The sequence below is a fragment of the Sphingobium sp. LSP13-1-1.1 genome (assembly GCF_040676415.1).
Taxonomy (GTDB): domain Bacteria; phylum Pseudomonadota; class Alphaproteobacteria; order Sphingomonadales; family Sphingomonadaceae; genus Sphingobium.
Genome location: NZ_JBEGHU010000067.1, coordinates 26,190 through 44,328 on the forward strand (window position 1 = coordinate 26,190; position 18,139 = coordinate 44,328).

Annotated in this window: 18 protein-coding genes; 6 read left to right on the top strand and 12 right to left on the bottom strand. The window is 59.9% G+C overall.

What is annotated here, in order from left to right:
* Positions 1-3: 3 nt before the first annotated feature.
* The 6 genes from MRBLSP13_RS20110 to MRBLSP13_RS20135 form a co-directional block, all read right to left on the bottom strand.
* A complete protein-coding gene (locus MRBLSP13_RS20110) occupies positions 4-804 on the bottom strand; it encodes an SDR family NAD(P)-dependent oxidoreductase (protein ID WP_363756300.1) in 801 nt (266 codons plus the stop codon).
* Positions 801-2,357, bottom strand: a complete 1,557-nt coding sequence (locus tag MRBLSP13_RS20115; protein ID WP_363756302.1) for an acetolactate synthase large subunit — start codon at positions 2,355-2,357, stop codon at positions 801-803. The genes MRBLSP13_RS20110 and MRBLSP13_RS20115 overlap by 4 nt, the downstream gene beginning before the upstream one ends.
* Positions 2,358-2,430: 73 nt before the next feature.
* Positions 2,431-3,318 (bottom strand): alpha/beta fold hydrolase, encoded by an 888-nt coding sequence (locus tag MRBLSP13_RS20120; protein ID WP_363756304.1) that lies wholly within the window; start codon positions 3,316-3,318, stop codon positions 2,431-2,433.
* Positions 3,319-3,347: 29 nt separating this feature from the next.
* On the bottom strand, positions 3,348-3,956 hold the full coding sequence (locus tag MRBLSP13_RS20125) for an amino acid synthesis family protein (RefSeq protein ID WP_363737105.1): 609 nt from the start codon (positions 3,954-3,956) through the stop codon (positions 3,348-3,350).
* A gap of 118 nt (positions 3,957-4,074) precedes the next feature.
* Positions 4,075-4,557, bottom strand: a complete 483-nt coding sequence (locus tag MRBLSP13_RS20130) for a VOC family protein (RefSeq protein WP_133654979.1) — start codon at positions 4,555-4,557, stop codon at positions 4,075-4,077.
* A 34-nt stretch (positions 4,558-4,591) separates the two neighbouring features.
* Positions 4,592-6,109, bottom strand: a complete 1,518-nt coding sequence (locus MRBLSP13_RS20135; RefSeq protein ID WP_363756306.1) for an aldehyde dehydrogenase family protein — start codon at positions 6,107-6,109, stop codon at positions 4,592-4,594.
* 168 nt (positions 6,110-6,277) lie between these two features.
* Here MRBLSP13_RS20135 and MRBLSP13_RS20140 point away from each other — a divergent pair, with 168 nt between their 5' ends.
* Both MRBLSP13_RS20140 and MRBLSP13_RS20145 read left to right on the top strand, forming a co-directional pair.
* A complete protein-coding gene (locus tag MRBLSP13_RS20140; protein ID WP_363756308.1) occupies positions 6,278-7,069 on the top strand; it encodes a 2-keto-4-pentenoate hydratase in 792 nt (263 codons plus the stop codon).
* A complete protein-coding gene (locus tag MRBLSP13_RS20145; RefSeq protein WP_363756310.1) occupies positions 7,066-7,869 on the top strand; it encodes an SDR family NAD(P)-dependent oxidoreductase in 804 nt (267 codons plus the stop codon). The genes MRBLSP13_RS20140 and MRBLSP13_RS20145 overlap by 4 nt, the downstream gene beginning before the upstream one ends.
* A 211-nt stretch (positions 7,870-8,080) precedes the next feature.
* Here MRBLSP13_RS20145 and MRBLSP13_RS20150 read toward each other — a convergent pair whose 3' ends face one another.
* The gene (locus MRBLSP13_RS20150; RefSeq protein WP_363756312.1) at positions 8,081-9,199 is read right to left on the bottom strand and encodes an MFS transporter; all 1,119 of its coding nucleotides are present in this window, start codon (positions 9,197-9,199) and stop codon (positions 8,081-8,083) included.
* A gap of 129 nt (positions 9,200-9,328) precedes the next feature.
* The gene (locus MRBLSP13_RS20155) at positions 9,329-10,669 is read right to left on the bottom strand and encodes an aminotransferase (RefSeq protein WP_363756423.1); all 1,341 of its coding nucleotides are present in this window, start codon (positions 10,667-10,669) and stop codon (positions 9,329-9,331) included.
* On the opposite strand from MRBLSP13_RS20155, the gene MRBLSP13_RS20160 reads away from it, so the two are divergent.
* Positions 10,562-10,837: a hypothetical protein gene (locus tag MRBLSP13_RS20160; RefSeq protein ID WP_363756429.1), complete on the top strand. Its 276-nt coding sequence runs from the start codon at positions 10,562-10,564 to the stop codon at positions 10,835-10,837. The two genes, MRBLSP13_RS20155 and MRBLSP13_RS20160, sit on opposite strands and share 108 nt — an antisense overlap.
* Positions 10,838-10,947: 110 nt before the next feature.
* On the opposite strand, the gene MRBLSP13_RS20165 is transcribed toward MRBLSP13_RS20160, so the two are convergent.
* On the bottom strand, positions 10,948-11,436 hold the full coding sequence (locus MRBLSP13_RS20165) for a DUF6644 family protein (RefSeq protein WP_363737100.1): 489 nt from the start codon (positions 11,434-11,436) through the stop codon (positions 10,948-10,950).
* 42 nt (positions 11,437-11,478) lie between these two features.
* Complete coding sequence (locus MRBLSP13_RS20170) at positions 11,479-11,967, bottom strand: DUF6644 family protein (RefSeq protein ID WP_363737099.1); 489 nt, start codon at positions 11,965-11,967, stop codon at positions 11,479-11,481.
* A 669-nt stretch (positions 11,968-12,636) separates the two neighbouring features.
* On the opposite strand from MRBLSP13_RS20170, the gene MRBLSP13_RS20175 reads away from it, so the two are divergent.
* Positions 12,637-13,164: a DUF6152 family protein gene (locus tag MRBLSP13_RS20175; protein WP_363756314.1), complete on the top strand. Its 528-nt coding sequence runs from the start codon at positions 12,637-12,639 to the stop codon at positions 13,162-13,164.
* 570 nt (positions 13,165-13,734) lie between these two features.
* Positions 13,735-16,008, top strand: a complete 2,274-nt coding sequence (locus MRBLSP13_RS20180) for a TonB-dependent receptor (RefSeq protein ID WP_363756316.1) — start codon at positions 13,735-13,737, stop codon at positions 16,006-16,008.
* 50 nt (positions 16,009-16,058) lie between these two features.
* Here MRBLSP13_RS20180 and MRBLSP13_RS20185 read toward each other — a convergent pair whose 3' ends face one another.
* Both MRBLSP13_RS20185 and MRBLSP13_RS20190 read right to left on the bottom strand, forming a co-directional pair.
* Positions 16,059-16,502, bottom strand: a complete 444-nt coding sequence (locus MRBLSP13_RS20185; RefSeq protein WP_363737096.1) for a hypothetical protein — start codon at positions 16,500-16,502, stop codon at positions 16,059-16,061.
* Between the two features lie 220 nt (positions 16,503-16,722).
* Positions 16,723-16,983 (bottom strand): hypothetical protein, encoded by a 261-nt coding sequence (locus MRBLSP13_RS20190; RefSeq protein ID WP_363756318.1) that lies wholly within the window; start codon positions 16,981-16,983, stop codon positions 16,723-16,725.
* Positions 16,984-17,577: 594 nt separating this feature from the next.
* Here MRBLSP13_RS20190 and MRBLSP13_RS20195 point away from each other — a divergent pair.
* Positions 17,578-18,093, top strand: a complete 516-nt coding sequence (locus tag MRBLSP13_RS20195; protein WP_363756320.1) for a hypothetical protein — start codon at positions 17,578-17,580, stop codon at positions 18,091-18,093.
* Positions 18,094-18,139: the final 46 nt, after the last annotated feature.

Consider the following 18,139-nt stretch of genomic DNA (forward strand, 5'->3'; position numbering starts at 1 on the left):
CCGTTAAAGATAAATGCCGCGCGAAAAACCCCCGTCGATGGCGATCGATTCGCCCGTAATGGAAGCGCCGGCGGGGGAGGCCAGGAAGGCTACGACATCGCCGATCTCCTCGGCATCGATGACGCGCCGCAGCGGAATGCGCGAGATGAAGTCCTCTGCGACATCCTCTACCGTGCATTGGCCGTCATGGGCCAGTTCTTCGAAGAGCTCGTCAAGATGGGGGGTCCGGACGATGCCGGGGTGAAGCGCGTTGACCGTGATGCCCTTGGGTCCCAAGGCATCGGAAAGGGCCTTGGTCATATGCGTAACCGCGACGTTGCGCATCCCGCTCAACGTATCCGAATTACGGCCGGTCAGACCGCCGATATTGACGATCCGTCCCGCCTGCTGGCTGGTCATGGCGGGCGTCACGGCGCGGGTGTAGCGCAGATAGCCGCAGACCTTGGTATTGAGGTCATCGAGAATGGCATCGACCTCGATCTGTGCGACATCGCCCGAGACGCTCGATGTACTGGCGGCGCAGTTGACCAGCAGGTCGATACGACCGAAACGCTCGAGGACGGATGCGATCAGGTGGTCGACGGAGTTCTGATCGGTCGCGTCGGAATGCAGGGCCTCGATCACACCCTGGCTATTCTTCCTGAGCCGGCTGGCGGCGTCTTCCAGCCTTTGCATGTCGCGGGCCGTGATGACGACGGCAAATGTCTTGCGCGCTAGAACCGCGGCAATCGCATAGCCCATGCCGCCGCTGCCCCCTGTTATGAGGGCGACGGGGACATCGGTATCCCGTTGCAGGTGGCTCATGGCAGTTCGGCCTGAATGAGGAGGGGACCGTCATGCGAAAAACCCCGCTTCAGTGCTGCGGCGAATTCCTGCGAGTTGGTCGCCCGGATCGCTGCCACGCCATAGCCTTGCGCCAGCGCCGTCCAGTCTGTCTTGGGATTATCGAGGCACGTGAGCGTCTCGATCGCGGGCAGGCTAAGGTCAGCATCGGCCCGCTTCAGTTCGGTCTGCAGGATCCCGTAGCGGTGATTGGCGGCCATGACGATGATGATGGGGAGGTTCTCGCGAGCCATCGTCCAGAGAGACTGCAACGTATATTGGGCGCTTCCGTCGGATTGCAGGGAGACGATTCGTGCGCCAGGCGCACCCAGCGAGGCACCTACCGCGCAGGGAAGCCCCTGGCCGATCGCACCGCCCGTGTTCGTCATCACGCGATGGCGCGCCGCACGGTAGGATTCGCGCAGGAACGGGCCGCCCAGCGTCGATCCTTCAAGGGAAATGATGGCGCCTTCGGGCAACTGCACGATCAGTTCTTCGACAATTTCGTCTGGCGTGAGGTCGTTGCTGCGGATTCGAGCGGAAGGCGGAGGGCTGGAAGGGGAAGACGAGCGCTCCTTCAGACGCTCGTAAAGCAGTTCCAGCGCGGTGGCGCCGCACTCATTGTCCTCGGCAAGGATCACCAGCTTCTCATCGCTGACGAGCTGGCTCGGTTGTCCCTCATAGCCGAAATAGCTGACCGGCGTCTTCGCGCCGACCAGGACGATCGTTGCATCGCCGAGCTGGGCGATCACATCCTGGGGAAAATAGGCGAGACGTTCGAGGCGGGGCAGATCGCCGCCGAGATCAACGATGCGCGGATAAGATTCCATGAGCAGCCGTGCGCCGATCTTGTCGGCCACGCGCCCTGCGGCCCGGATCGCGCCTTCGTGCAGAGCGCCGCTACCGCCCAAAAGGAAAATGACATCCGCGTCAGCCGGGATGGCCTTTGCCCGGTCGGCGATCTCGTCGGGTGACGGAATGCGATACTGTTCCCTGGCCGCGAGCGCAGGCGATCTGTTGGCAGCGGCCGGTGCGTCCATGATGTCCGTGGGTGCGATGAGCGTGACGATGCTGCCCGGCGCACTCATCGCCAGCGCGACGGCATGGGTCACATCGGCGCTGAGGGTCGCGGCATCGGCCAGGCGGATGACCGCCTGGGACACCGGCCTGGCAAGGGATTCGATATCCGAGGTGAGCGGCGCGTCATACGGCAAATGCCACGTCGCGTGGTCGCCGATCAGGTTGATGATCGAAGAGCGGGCGCGGCGCGCATTGTGGAGGTTTGCAATCCCGTTTGCAAAGCCCGGCCCAAGATGGAGAAGCGTGAGGGCGGTTTTGCCCGATACACGGGAATAGCCGTCAGCCGCGCCGGTGCAGACGCCTTCGAACAGGCCCAGCACCGGCCGGATTTCGGGAACACTGTCCAGCGCGTCGACGAGCGTCAGCTCGGTCGTGCCGGGATTGGCGAAGCAGATTTCCACGCCGAGATCGCGCGCCGTTTCAAGCAGCAGATGCGCACCATTTGTTGCGGCCACAATTTCCTCCAACTTCTCATTTCGCCTGGAAAATTTTCAGATTACCGCATGGCGATTCACGCGGCACCAAATGTCACGGTCGCAGCGTTGCGGACAGAAAGCGCCTTACGTGCCGAACGAAGGCAGCGGGCGCATCATCATGGACATAGTGGCTTGCGCCTGCGACCGTCAGCGACTGGATATACGCGTTTCGGCGCTGCATTTCCGTTACAGCCTCCATCGCGCAGAAGTCCGAACGCTCTCCGCGAATGATCAATGTCGGCGTGTCGATACGCTCGATCACCGGCCAGAGATCTACGACGCGCAGGGGATCGGGATGGAGGCGCGTCTCGCTGATCCCTTTTGCATCATATTGCCAGGCAATCCTGCCATCGGGGGCTTCCCGCAGACTCTCTGCAAGGCGCTGCTCAAGGGCTTCGGTGGAGACGGTCGGCCGTGCCGAGCGCCAATAAGCCCGAGCGGCGTCCCAATTCTCGAAATCAGACGGTAGCGCAGCCATTTCGGCCTTGATCCGTTCAGCCCCTTCACCCTGGATGGAGGCGCCAGGCGCAATGTCCTCGATGATGAGTGCGAACAGGCGGTCGGGGTGCTTGGCCGCATAGACATATGCCGTGGTCCCCCCCATCGAATGGCCTAGAAGCGCGAAGCGCTGGAGACCGAGCGTTTCCACCACTGCCTCAAGGTCGCCCAGATAAGCATCGGTATAATAGTTTCGGCCCGGGTCCCAATCGCTTTCGCCCCGACCTCGCTGATCGATGGCGATGAGGCGATAATCCTCGGCCAGATGTTCGGCGAGACCGCGCCAGGTCCCCGAAAAGCCCCGCAATCCGTGCAGGAGCACGAGGGCAGGGGCATCCTTGGCGCCCCATTCCCGGACGCGAAGCTTGATGCCGTTCCCCTCGTGAAAGGCGACACGCTCGCCTGGAAGGGGCTGCGGTGCGACTGGCGCGGTCTCTCGCATGGTTTTATTCCATCACCTGATGAGGGGAATCAGCGAAGGCCGTCCTTGCCGACGGCCTCAGCCGAAGTGAGGCCACCCAGGCGCGGGTGCAGACGGCCTCTTGTGGCGACTGCCATCGCGATGACGACTTCATCGGGGCTCGGCGCATCGCCGAAGCTGACAGAGAAGGTATCATAGTGCGAGCGCACATACAGCGCATCCTTGTGGGCGAGCGGAATGTCGATTTCGGTACCCGGACCGCCGCGCTTTCCGGTGGAGGGTACCCACGCCTCTGCGCCGCCCACGGCTTCGCGGACGGGATTGGCGAAGTTCGTCGTCAGGAATGCATTGCCATGTTCATATTCGCCATTGGCACCGACAATGGCGGCCTTGCCATAGCTTTCGACCTTTCGGCCGGCGAGGCGCTCCTGGATGCGGCGGCCGAATTCGATGCCCAGATGCTCGGACGCGGCGATCACCTCGTCGAAGGAATTGGTGAACTTTCCTGCATGGGGATTGGCGATGGCGGCGGCGACGACGATCTTGACCACCGGTTCGCCATCGGCCAGCCGGCCAGTTTCGATGGCCAGCGTTTCTTCCTCATAGGTGAACCATTTGCGGATGTGCAGGCCGTTGAAATTGCTCGGGCGCTCGGACATGGTAACGATGATTCCTTCCTGTTGTGATCGATGATATTGTCGCGCGGACATGGACGTGGGCGCCTATATCGCTGCGATAGGCTTGCCTCTCGGCCTCGGCGAAGGAGGGCGGCGGGGGTTAGTCGTAGAGCGGAGAAAGCTCGAACGGATCGGCTTGGCCTTCATTTCGGCCCAGTTCCTCGATCGCCGCGCCACCTGCAGGGTCGACGACCTGGGCGACGACTTCGAGCATATGTCCATCGGGATCATGGAAATATATGCCCACCGATACTCCATGGTTCAGAATTTCATGAATTCGCACCTTCTTTTCGATGAAGGTGGCATAGACCCGGCGAAGATCCTCCAGGCTATGCTGACTATCGAGCTCCAGAGCCACATGCTCGAATTCCAGCCCCTTGGTGGCGCCGGGAGGAGCGGGGAAAAGTGCGATGTCATGATCATGAACCCCGAAGGTGAGGAATATGCCGCCTTCATAGGGACCGCCGTTGATGCGGGTGACAACCTCCATACCGAGCACGTCCTTGTACCAGGCAGCGGAGGCTTCCGGATCTTTCACATAGAGGACGAGGTGCGCGATGCGCCGGATTTTAGGAGTGAACATGAGAGCTTCCTTCTGTGTCTCCATGGACTTCGTCTCAGGTCAGGTTGACCCAGACGCTCTTGGTTTCGCTGTAGAGTTCCATCGCCTGCCGACCATGTTCGCGGCCCCAGCCTGACTGCTTGAAGCCGCCGAACGGCGTTGCAGGATCGACGAGATTGAAGCAGTTGATCCACACCGAACCGGCCTTCACAGCACCGGCGATGCGGTGAGCGCTCTTGATATCGTTGGTCCAGATACCGGCAGAAAGGCCGAAGTCCGAATTATTGGCTTCAGCGATCAACTGATCCGCATCCTTCCACGACAAGGCGCTCAGAACCGGTCCGAATATCTCTTCACGCACCACGCGCATACCCGCCTGCGCATCGCCCAGGATGGTGGGCTCGAAGAAATAGCCATTATCCAGCCCGGATGGACGGGCACCGCCTGTCAGCACGCGCGCGCCTTCGTTCACGCCGATCTCGACATAGCCGCTGACCTGGTTCCACTGTTCCTCGGAGATCAGCGGACCGAAATTGACGTCTTCGTCCAGGCCATTGCCGATCTTGAGTGCGCGGGCATGGCCGGCGATCGCTTCCACGAGCTCGTCATAGACAGCCTCATGAGCATAGAGGCGCGAACCGGCCGTGCAGGTCTGCCCCTGGTTGAAGAAAATGCCTTGCGCGATCGACGCCGCCGCCGCGCTCAGATCGGCATCTGGCAGGACGATCTGGGGCGATTTGCCGCCCAGTTCCAGGGAGACCTTCTTGAGATTGCCCGTGGAGGCCCGCACTATAGCCTTGCCCACCTCGGTTGAGCCGGTGAAAGCGACCTTGTCGACCCCGGGATGTTCGACCAGCGCCGCGCCCGCGTCACCAAAACCGGTCACGACGTTGATGATGCCCGCCGGAAAGCCTGCTTCGAGCGCCAGTTCGGCAAGACGCAGCGCCGTGAGCGGCGTCTGCTCCGCAGGCTTGAGCACGACGGCGCAGCCGGCCGCCACCGCCGGTGCAATCTTCCAGGCCGCCATCGACATGGGATAATTCCACGGCACGATCAATGCGGCCACGCCAACCGGTTCACGCGTCGTGTAGTTAAGGATCTGAAGGCCGCCCCGCGGTGAAACGGGGAGAGTCTCTCCGCCGAACTTCGAGGGCCAGCCCGCGAAGTAACGGAAGGTCTTGATCGAGCCTTCGATTTCAACAAGCCGCGTCAGGGTCGCGGGTTTGCCATTGTCCAGGCATTCGAGGACCGCCAGCTCATGGGCGTCCCGCTCGATCAGGTCGGCGAGACGATAAAGTAGCATCGAACGGTCCATGGCGCTCATCCGGCGCCATGCCGGATCCTCGAACGCGCGCCGCGCCGCCTTGACCGCCAGATCGACGTCTTCCGGTCCGGCATGGGCGACTTGGCACAGTTCCTCGCCGGTAGCCGGGTTGGTCGTTGCAAACGTACGGCCGGACAGGGCGTCCACATGCTTGCCGCCGATAAAAAGCTGGCGAGGGGCCTTGCTCAGCGACTCGCTGAGTCGCGCTGCAACCGCGCGGGGTGTTTGAATGGAGGAAAGTGCCGTCATCCTGATGCTCCAACCGGGGCCCGTGGGGAGGGCCCTCCTGTTCGTGTTGATGCAATACCTACATCATCTTGTTTAACTGAACAATAGATAGTTTTTGAGCATGAATGTTGCATTGAATAGACAATGGAGGCATGTAGGCGGCCTGGGAACACTGAACTGGAGTGCATTGTGGAAACCGCATCGCGCGATGTTGTGCAGAGACTGGTCAAGGCCCGTCAGGGCGAGGGATTGGCAGCGCGACCCGTCGCCCCCTTCTCTTTGGACGAAGCTTATGCAATCCAGTCTGAAACCCTTGCGGCGCTGGGCGAGTCCCTGGGGGGCTACAAGGTCGGTTTGACGACCTCTGCGGCGCAGCATGCAATGGGAACGAGCGAACCCATCGCCGGTGGACTGCGGAGCCGCGATTTCATGCAATCGCCTGTTCGGATCGATTCCGTCTCCTATCAGCGCTTCGCCGAAGCCGAGCTCATAGTCGAGATCGGCGAGGATTTTCCCGTCGGCTCTGCCCCCCTGTCCGAGAGCGATATCGCACGACGCATTTCCGGTCTGTTCGCGGGTATTGAGCTTTGCGCGTCGCGCTACGACGATGACGATGTAACAGTCGCGCAGCTCGTCGCCGACAACAGCAATGCCGAACTGCTCATCGTGGGATCCCGTCTTGCCTCGGGCTGGGACGAGCGCTTTTCCGATATTCCTGTGAATCTATATTGCAAGGGTCGCGATCCGGTTCGTGGTTCGACCGCGGCGGTGCTGGGCAATCCGCTTCGCTCCGTCACCTGGCTCGCCAACTGGCTTGCTCGCTGCGGCCAGCGCCTGACCCGTGGGCAATTGGTGGCGAGCGGCAGTGCCACCGGCATTACCGATCTTGAATCCGAAGAAGAAATCCTGGCCGACTTTGGCGGCCTTGGATCTGTATCCGTGACCATCGCGCGCGCGCCATTGAAAGGGAGAGACGAATGAGCATCGATCTTGGTTTGTCAGGCAAGGTTGCCATCATCACCGGCGGCAGTGTCGGCATCGGCAAGGAGACCGCCCGCAAGTTGGCGCGAGCGGGCGTCAAGGTGGTGATTGCCGCCCGCACAAAGGCCGCGCTGGACGCGGCGGCCGGAGAACTTCGGGCTGATACGGGGGGCGAGATCGCGGCGATCGCGGTCGATACGACCGACAAGGGGTCGGTCCAGGCGGCCGTCGACGAGACCGTGCGTCTCTTTGGCGGCTTGCATATCCTTGTCAATTGCGCCGCCGCGCCCGGCGGCCTGGTGCGCAATGCCATCGAGGAAGCCGATGAAGATGCCCTGCTTCTTGACCTGAACACGAAGCTGATGGGGTATTTCCGGATGTGCAAGGCGAGCGTTCCGCACATGCGCAAGGCCCAGTGGGGACGCATTGTCAATGTCGGCGGCCTTACAGCGCGCTGCACCGAAGCGCTGAGCGGCATGCGTAACACCGCGCTCGTGCATTTCACCAAGACGCTATCGGACGAAGTCGGCCAAGATGGTATAACGGCCAATATCATCCATCCCGGCGTCACGCGCACCGAGCACGTCGAAAGCTGGTTCCGCGAGATGGCCGATGAGGAAGGCACGACCTTTGAAGCGATCGTCGAGCGGGAGGCAGCCGGGCCTGCCGCACTGCGCCGCATGCTCGAGGTGGAGGAAGTTGCCGATCCGATCGTGTTCCTGGCGTCGCAGCTCGCCAGTGGCATCACCGGCGAATCCATTGCGGTGGATGGCGGCCTGTCTCGCGCTGTTTTCCTCTGAGCGGCTCTCCGGCGGATCGTCTTCGATCCGCCGATCCCCCTGGCGCAAAGCAGGCGCGCCTTTGGTCATATGCTGATCCCTGGCAATGCTCCTTCTGCCTGACCCTAATGGTTTGCGGCGCTCAGGCGGATCGGGGTCTTGGCAGGCAGACGTAGCGCGCGGTTCCACATCGGAATGTTCAACCGGCAGTAATAGGGTAGCTGTTTAAAGGTCAGCTTGTACGAATAGCGCTGACCACCAGAAGAAGGCTGGCCCCGAGCACGGCGCAGCTTCCCCACACGGCGAGGGAAAAGTTCCCTGAACCCAGCGTCGCGGCAACGGCTGCCGGGCCAAAGCCCATCCCGAACGTCTGGATCGATCCCATGGCGCAGACTATGCGGCCGCGCGGGTCGGCATCGGAGCAGACGCCTGAAAGAAGCGGTTGGGCATAGTTCCAGGCAAAGAGCAGCAGCACCATGGCAATGATGAAGATGTGCGGTGTCAGCCTGCCGTCCAGCAGCCGGAAGCTGATGATGGAAACGACGCCGCTCACAAGAAGGGGTCCTATCCGGCCAAGGCGTCGGGGCGTCAAACCCGCCAGAGCTGCCCCACCCATGCCTGCAAAGGTTCCGTAAGAGAGACCGCGCGCGATCTGGTGGGCGTCAAGGCCGCTGGCCTGACCGATGCGTTCCGCATAGCTCCACATCGCGCTGATTGCGCCGAAATAGAAGAACACGCCGATCAGCGCCAGGAAAGCGAGGCGCCGGTTACAAAGCGCCGTGGCTCTGGGGTCGTCGGCAGCGACACGGCCGTGCGGAAACCAGAACAGGCCGCCTAGGGTAAGCACGCCAAGCGCGCCATTCGCAAGGAACAAGGTTCGGGTGCCAACGCTTTCCTGCCAACTTGGCAGGTAAAGCAGGGCAATTGCTCCGGCGAGCGCGCCGGTGACGAGATAGATGGAAAAGGCACGATCAGGATTTTCGGCGCGACCGAACGCCGCGAAAGCAAAACCCACGGCAATGCCTTCTCCAGCGCCCGCGATCGTTCGTGTCAATGTAATCGCTGCATAGCCGGCGCTGAACGCGGTCGCGACATTGCCGGCGATGATGAAGGTAAGGCCGACCGCGACACACAGCCGCCAGTCCCAGCGCGGAAGCAGGAAGGTGCTGAGGCCGATTGTGACGGCCATCGCATTGATTTCCCAGGCAGCGACATATCCAAGCTGCTGATCGCTGAGCGCGCCCTGCACGGCCACGACCGCAAGGAGGCCCGGCGTGATCAGGATGGTCCAGGCACCAACGATTCCGATCAGGACACTCGCGGCAAGGCCTCCAGCACTTAGGCAGTGCACTGAAGTGCGCACGCTGGCTGATTCCGCCGAGCTCATTTTCATATGTCTTCGAGCCTCTCCAGAAACGATGTCCGAATACAGGAAAGGGTGAGCGGCTGAGGTGCCGCTCGACCGCATTCCGGTCTTCAATCAGGCGACGGTGCCGCGGACCGCTTCGACAGCCTGCTTGAACTTCTGCACCAGCTCGTCGATTTCCGCATGGTTGATGACGAGCGGCGGCGCGAAGACAAGGGTGTCGCCCAGGGCGCGGGTTATGAGTCCTTCCTTCGCGGCCGCCTGCAGTACGCGGCGACCCACACGGTCGGAAGCCGGGAAGGCCTCCTTGGTCGCCTTGTCCCTGACCAGTTCGATGCCGATCATGAGGCCCACGCCGCGGATTTCACCAACGAGCGGATCGTCTCTGAAGGCGGCTTTCATCGACCTATGGAGATAGGGGCCGACTTCAGCGACGTTCTCGACGACTTTCCTGTCATCGATCGCCTTGAGCGCTGCCAATGCCGCCGCAGCGCCAACGGGATGGGCGGAATAGGTGTATCCGTGAGCGAACAGGCCCGCTTTGGGAGAGCTTGATTCAATTACATCCCATATCTTTGGTGAGATGAAGCAGGCAGACATCGGAAAGTAGCCGCTCGTCACGCCCTTGGCCGAAGTGATCAGGTCCGGCTCGACATTGAAGGTCTGGCTACCCCAGTAAGTGCCGAGGCGTCCGAAGCCGGAGACGACTTCATCAAGGACCAGAAGGATGTCGTGGCGCTTGAGGATCGGGACGATCTCTTCGAAATAACCTTCGGGCGGCGCGATGAGGCCGCCCGCGCCCATGACAGGTTCGGCGAAGAAGGCGGCGATCGTATCCGCGCCTTCTCGGGCGATCAGTTCTTCAAGTTCTGCCGCGAGCGCGCGCGAGAAATCACGTTCGGACTGGCCTTCGGCCGCCTTGCGGTAATGGTGCGGCGCGGTGACATGCAGGATTGGGCCGATGGGCAGATCGAACAGATTGTGCATGCTGGGAAGGCCGGTGAGGCTCGAGGTCATCACACCGGAGCCGTGATAGGCGTTCCAGCGCGCAATGATCTTCTTCTTGTTGGGACGGCCCAGAAGGTTGTTATAATACCAGATAAGTTTGATCTGCGTCTCGTTCGCGTCGCTGCCGGACGCGCCAAAGAACACGCGTGCCATGGGGACGGGGGCACGCTTGAGCAACTCGTCGGCTGCCTCGATGACGACATCGGTCGACATGCCGTTGAAGGCGTGGAAGAAAGACAGGCGCTTGCTTTGCGCGGCGATCGCTTCCGTAACTTCTTCACAACCATAGCCCAGGTTGACGCACCACAGGCCCGCCATGCCGTCGAGATATTCATTGCCGTGAATATCCTTGATCCGAACGCCCTTGCCCTCGGTCATGACGTTGGGCCCGTCCCGCTTGAGATCCTCGATCCAGGTGAAGGGATGGAAATGGGTGGCCTGATCGATCTGGCCAGCGCGTTGAATGTCAAGTGTCATGAGCGGCATCCTGAAAATGCTGTTGAAGAAGACGTCGGGTCAGGGGCCAAGGTCGACATTTCATGCGTGATCCTTTCGTCCCAAAGCCCTGTCGGTGGCGGCAAGCGAACACCCGCGAGGCTTGTCCGCGCCCTGTAGACGGGGCTGCCTCCACTGCATATGCCTATTCTGATCTATACGCAACAGTTGATCGAAAAATCGGATTAGTGTTACCAAACATCAACAATAAGGCCGCAAGCCTGCTATTTTCAGATAAAACCGATCCAACGGCCGCAAATGACGACGGCAATCCAGAGGGCAAGCGAACTTGCGCCTGCGAAACGCGCTGAGGCCGGCGGCGGCAGCGCATCGTTCCAGTCGGCGATTTTCCGATAGGCGCCCATGTGGAATATGGCCATGTTGACGCCGGCCGCGACTAGCAACCCCATCTTGACGAGGAAGATGGGGTTCTCTGAATATTTGACCGCGTTGGAAATGAAGAGCAGCGATCCTGTCACGACCGCGAGCAGGAAAGCCGCCCAGGTGTAAGGCAGCAGTTCGACGATCAGTTGCCGTGCTCCGCGGCGATGCGAGGCATAGCCGATCAGGCGAAGATCAACGATCGCAATGGTTCCGACGACCAGGACGATGGCGAGAACATGGACCGATTCAATCCACGGGAAGCTGTTGTCGCCTTCCTTGATCGCCAGGGCTAGCGGTGTCTCCTCCAGTTTCTGGAAGATGGTAATCAGATCCACGGCAGATCCTTCCGGTAGAATGGGGTTGAAAAGGGGGGGCGTTCAGATCGTGTAGGCGATCCAGCGCCCACAAAAGATGACGCAGATCCAGATGGCCAGCGACAGCCAGGCGGCGGGCTTCACAAGAGGGCGCCATCTCGCGCTGTCGAGTTGAAACTCGGGATGGAGGAGTGGACGCCGAAAATACCAGGTGAGAAGGCATGCGACGACCACCAGCCCCATTTTGAGCCAGAAGGTGAAATTCGTCAGCACGCGGTCCGGTTCGCCGATTGCCATGAGTGAGCCTGTCGCGAGCAGGACGGCAAGGGCCACCCACATCCAGCGCAGATAACGACGCACGACGACATTGGGGAGCGTGTCGGTCGCCAGCACGCCTGCAAGTCGCAGGTCCGATACCAGGGCCGATCCGACAACCACCGCTATGGCGAGAATATGGACGCTCTGGACCGAAGGAATGATCCATGGCTCGTCACGGATCGTTGTTGCCAGCGGGGTGGCGTAGAGCCATGTTGCAAAGCTCTGAAGGCTCATCTGTCATTCTCCTGATGGTATCGCGGCTGGGACGTCCGCGTATCTTGCCGCGCGCACATTGGGGGGGGCGAATGCTGGCCGGCACACTCCTGCGTCCGCCTGGCATTCCACACGACGCCAACGCGGATCCGGGCGCGTGGATTGACCGGGCGCCCTTGGCGCAGCGGCCATGTCGCCTGCGACACATTCACCGCGCAAAACTTCCAGCAATTGGCATGATCTTCTCCCGATTGGTGGCGTTGAAAACGGCCGCGCCTTCCCTGCGGTCCGGAATTGCGCGTTATAATGCGTCGTCCCGGTGCGCCAGCAGCGCAACAAATCGCTCGAATAATAGATGATTGTTGTAGCGCTTGATAGGCTGTTTGGTGAAAATATCCCGCTTTCCAGGCCGATCGATGCGGGTGCGCCAACGAACATCCTTTGGCTCACGGAAATTGAATCAATACATTGATAAACAGGTATTTTCTTTCATTGATAATCAAGATTGTTACGTCGCGCGTGATGTTCGTTACCGTTCATATAACGCAACAGTATTGCGTTAATACGGATATTAGTTACCTAAATTGAGCATCCGATTCGGCGTCACCCGATTCGTGAATGTTATCTGGCGTTCTGCAATTGGCATAAGCGAAGAGCCGGCCACAGCCAGCGATAGGGGGCGGACGACATATGAAGATGGAAAGCCGGTTGGTTTTGCGAGACAATCGTTCGAGCTTCACGATACCGTTGCGCTTTGGCGCCGCTCTTGCGTCGATGTCGCGGTTGGCGATCAATGGCATGAAAAGACCAGCAGGCCAAACAAGCTCTTTCAGGAGAATGAAGATGAGTGTGAAAATCGCGCGATCTGTACTTGCTCTCGCAGTTCTGGGGGTGATCAGTGCGCCCGCTTCCGCCCATCATTCCTTTGCAATGTTCGACCAGACCAAGACCGTCGTCCTGCAAGGTGAGGTGGGCAAGTTCGAATGGACGAACCCGCATGCGTTCGTGATGCTCGACGTGCCGGTCAATGGAAAGACGGTTCGCTATACGCTGGAGTGCAGCAGTCCAGCATTGATGCGCCATGCAGGTTGGAAATTCAACACGATCAAGGCGGGCGAGCGCGTGCGCGTGGCCATGCATCCTCTCAAGAACGGGCAAACGGGTGGGATGCTGGCGAAGGTCAAGGTTCCGGACGGCCGATTGCTCGCCGCCTGGTGAAGCAGGCCACAAAGATGCGAGCATAGCCGCGCAATCTTTAGAGCGATTTCCACGCGATCGGAACCGATCGCTGGTCAAGAAATCGCGGAGGTTCGCTACGAGGATATCCCGCATGGCGGGACCATGAAGATCGTCGAGCGCCTTTACCTTATCGGGTCGGATATTTTGCAGAACGATATCACAATCGAAGATCCCAAGTGTCTATCAAGGCCTTATATTCATTATCAAATATAGGCGTGAGATACACGAATATGGAATCACAGAATTTGTCTGCGAGAACAAAAAAACTGTGATGGAGAGAGACGGAATACTGGGCCTGAAGACCGAATAGCAATCTATTCGACGGAACGGAAATGACGCCCTTCCGCATGAGGCAAACCGCAGAGGACAGCTTCAAGCGGAAGATCGGCCTTGAACAGTAGGGGGAAATTTATGCACTTCTCTAACACTACGTCGTACCGCACCTTGGCATGGTTTTTCGGACTTTGCGCCATTCTCGCCGCTCCTGCGGGCCAAGCTCAGGTTGCCGAGAAAGGAAGCAATCAAGGCGCAGCCAGGGACGGGGCCGCAATGGGCGATATTGTCGTCACCGCTAACAAGCGCGGCGAGAATCTGCAGAAGGTGCCGCTCTCCGTCAGCGCATTTTCCGGCGAGCAGATTGCGCGCCTGAACATTCGCGACACCACGCAGATCACGCAACAAATCCCGGCTCTCCACGTCAATGCCTGGTCGCCCAAGCTCACCATCTTCAGCTTGCGCGGCATCTCGCAGAACAATTTCACGGACAATCTCGAAGCGCCGGTCGCCGTCTACCAGGACAACGCCTATGTCGCTTCGATGAACGCCATTTCAGGGCAACTTTTCGACGTCAAACGGATTGAAGTGCTGCGCGGTCCTCAGGGCACGCTTTTTGGCCGCAACGCAACCGGCGGTCTCATCCATTATATCAGCAACGACGCGAGCGAGGATGCTTTCAACGGCTATGTCCAGGGGGACTATGGTCGTTTCGAGAGCCGGGCAATCGAGGGGGCGATCGGCGGGGCATTGGCGACCGGACTGAGGGTTCGTGTCGCAGGACGGATCGACAAGGCCCATGGCTACATAAAGTCGCGTGACACCGTCCTTGCCGACGGGACCATATTGTCGGGCAGCGGCCAAGATCTGGGCGGTCGCAATGGATGGGCGGCGCGGGTCAATCTCCAATATGATCTCTCGCCGGAAGCGACGCTTGGCCTTTGGTACAAACATTCGGAGGACGATCACGTCGCGACCGGTGGTTATGTTTTCGAAAATTGCGATGCCGAGGCCAACGGCTACTGCCATACCGACGCCGCCGGGCTGAGCGATGGAACGGGGGGCGTGATCAACGGTCTGACAGGTCAGCCAGCCTCGCCCTGGGAGCATTTCGGAGAGCGTCGTGGCAACCTCGATCGACATGTGAATGACTATCAGGCGGACTTCAACTGGAAGGCGAGCGATGGCCTTACCCTCACGTCCATCACGAATTATCTTCAACTCAAGCAGGTCTATGCAGAGGATGGAGATGCCACGCCGCTTCTCACCGTGAATGTCGACACAGCCATGGATTTTCACCAATTCTCTCAGGAATTGCGGCTGAGCGGAGAAGCCGACCGTTTCAAATGGCAGCTCGGCGGCTATTTTCTCGACATGAAATATCAGGGCTACCACAATATCACGGGTGCCCCCGTCATTGACCTCGCCCTAGCGGCCAACGGCGCGTTCGCGACGCCAACCGTCCAACAGCCCTATAGCATCAGATCCCGCAACTGGTCGGTATTCGCGCAGGGCGATCTGACACTTGCCGAGCGATTGACGCTCACCCTGGGAGGGCGCTTTTCGTCTGATCGCAAGTCGATCGATTATAGCGCCATTCTCGTCGATCCTTTGATCAATCCCAATCCGGTTACGCTGTTCACCGGCGAGGGGCTGGCCGCGATCGTGCCTGGGGTCAATCGGGACAGGTTCGACGGCTGGGCGGCGCGCGTCTCGCTTAATTTTCAGGCAACGCCCGACCTGCTTGTCTATGCCTCGTGGAACCGCGGCATCAAGGGCGGGAACTGGTCGCTTTCGTCGAACATCCAGCCACTCGATTTCAAGCATCGGCCCGAAACGCTCAACAGTTTGGAAGCGGGTTTCAAAGCATCGCTGCTGGACCGCAGGCTGCGTCTCAACGGCACGCTGTTTCACTATATTTACAATGACTATCAGGCCTTCTCCCTCGCCGGTGGCGTACCGCACGTCTATAACAGCGATGCCCATTCGACCGGCGCGGAGCTTGAGGCTTTCTGGTCTCCTTCGCGGCGCTTTGACGCGGTTCTCGGCGCGACATGGCAAACATCGCATGTCGACAGCATTCCGGCGACCGGTACGCAGGTGGGTCCTGAGTTCTTCCCGGGAGCGCCGGACTCGCAATATTGTGCGAACCAGGGCGGTTTCTTTCTCTGTGATTTTCCCCAGAAAACGATTGTGGGTGCGCAATTTCCCAATGCGCCGCGTTTCAGCCTGAATTATCTGCTGCGCTACAATGTGGATCTGGGCGGCGGCAATGTGGCGGGCCAGATCGACGGTGCCTGGTATGACGACCAATATCTGGAAGTCACCAATGGCCTGTCATCTCTCCAGAAAGCCTATAACGTGACCAACGCATCGCTCACCTATACGGATCGGGCGACAGGGATTGCGTTGACCGCATGGGGCAAGAACGTTTTCAACAAGGCGTTCCGTGCGTACGCGCTGAATCTTGGCATATTGGGCACGACGTCAATCTATGCGCCGCCAGCAACCTATGGGGTGACGCTGCGGATACCCTTCGGACGACGATGAGGTGGCAGGCACGCTGAGCGAAGGCTTCACGAGTGGGCTGACAGGCCGTCTCATTTCTTGAGATGCTGCAGCCGCGGATCGCCGCCATCGGGATACCAAAAGGTCATATGGCACCCTTCGCATGCACGGTCGATCTCGCTGCCAGCCTCAAAAAGGGCGACCGGATCCCGCCGGTCGATGGCTGCCAGCGCGGTCCTCGTTGTCCTCTGCATATTCTGGGCGAAGGACACCAGCGTTTCATGATCGCTGGCGAGCAGGCCGTCGATCTGTGCCGTGCTGAGTTCGCCCGACGGTCGGACAATGCCAGCCGGGGCTGCGTGCCGCCCCTTCATCATCACGAGATTCATCGCTTCGATCAGTGTCACCGCATGGCGTCGCACGGCATCCCATTCCTCGGCTGTGCGCGGCTCGCGCTTCACCACGCCCTTCTCGTCCGAAACGGTCGCGACGGATTCCCAAAGGCCGTCGGCCGCCGGATCGACCGTCGCGTTCATCAATTGCTTGATCGTAAAGGACGTATCGAAGGGTTCGGCCTCGTTTTGGGATGAGGCCGTCGTCTGATTGGAGCTTGCCTCAACCGGGGCCTTGTCCGAGCACCCACCCAGCCCCACCAGGGGGCCTGCCAAGGCAGCGAGGGCAACGAAAGAGATGGCATGCCGCATGTTTGTTTCCCCACCAGCAATGTGAAAGCGCCTTTTGAAACCAACCGCCTACTTATTTGGCGTTCTGGTCGTCCTGTCTGGTGCTCGCGCCGCCATCGCCGCTGCGCTCATCGAAATTGACGACGCCGTCCTCGGCCGGGTTGATTGGTCTGTTCATGAACTTGTCGAGTTCGCTCGACATCTGGACTGGCTTGGCAGCAGGCGTGGAACTGGCGGTAGCGTCCGCCTCATTGTCGCTCGTCTTTCCGGAGCAGCCGGTGAAAGCCAGAACCATCAATGTCGGAAACACGGAAGCCGTTACAAACCTGCGCATTTGTCAATCCTTCTCTTCGAACCCCAAGATGTTGCACCACTTTGCTGCAAATCGTCTGGAACCTGCAACCGGGGCCGCATCAGGGATTGAACCTCTTCGCCCATATAAGCTTGAGGTTTACATTACGCAACAATAGTCTTGCATAATGCCGATGTGTTGCCATAACGGTAAATATGAATGATGCGGGGAGTCGCCGGGCGATCCAGCCTCTTCGCGTCCTGAAAATGGCGGATATGCGTCTGGATTGGGGAGAGCTTCGATGTTGCGGATACAAAGCGGCGCGGGTTGCGATCTTTCTGCGATTTGCTGTGGCGGCCTGGTGGAGGATCGGCTGTGAAGATCTGGCAAGTTTCCTTTTTGTCACTCGTCCTGCTGACCGCGGCCTGTGGCGGACTATCGAAGGATCAAGCTGACCGCGACGGCCCCCGGACTTCTGATGGCCGGCCGGATTTCTCGGGAACCTGGCAGCGCTATCCTGACGACTGGTACGGGACTGATCCCGACCATCCTCCGCCACCTGGCGGACCGTTTCCCCTGAAGGAGCCATTCGCGGGTCAATACGCGACGTTACTCAACAGGCTCCACGCGGCTGACGTGGCGGGCACACCGATCGCCAATTCGAGCACGAAATGCCTGCCGGAGGGCATGCCCTCGATCATGGGTGCGATTTACCCGATCGAGATCATGCAGGATGCAAAGCGACTGGTCGTGCTTGCCGAATTTCTCTCCCAGACCCGCAGGGTGCATATCGGCGAGAAGATGCCGCCGGCCGATGATACGGAGCCCTCCTACAATGGCTATTCGGTCGCGCGCTGGGACGGCGACACGCTAGTGATTGAAACCTCGCGCGTGCGACCCGACGTCCTCTTCTTCAATGTACCTCACAGTATAAACATGAAGATTACCGAAAGGCTGAGGCGGTCATCGCCGACCCTGCTCGAGAACAAGGTCATGATCGAGGATCCGGATTATCTCAGTCGGCCCTATAGTTTCACGTTCCAGTACAAGAAGACCGATTACAAGATCGGGGAGTTTGTCTGCGAGAATAACCAGACCAAGGTGGACGCTGAGGGCAAGGCGTCCCTCCAGCTTCAGCCGGACACGAAGTGATCGAACGTCGCAACGACGTCATCGATAACTTGGTGAGCCGAAAGAT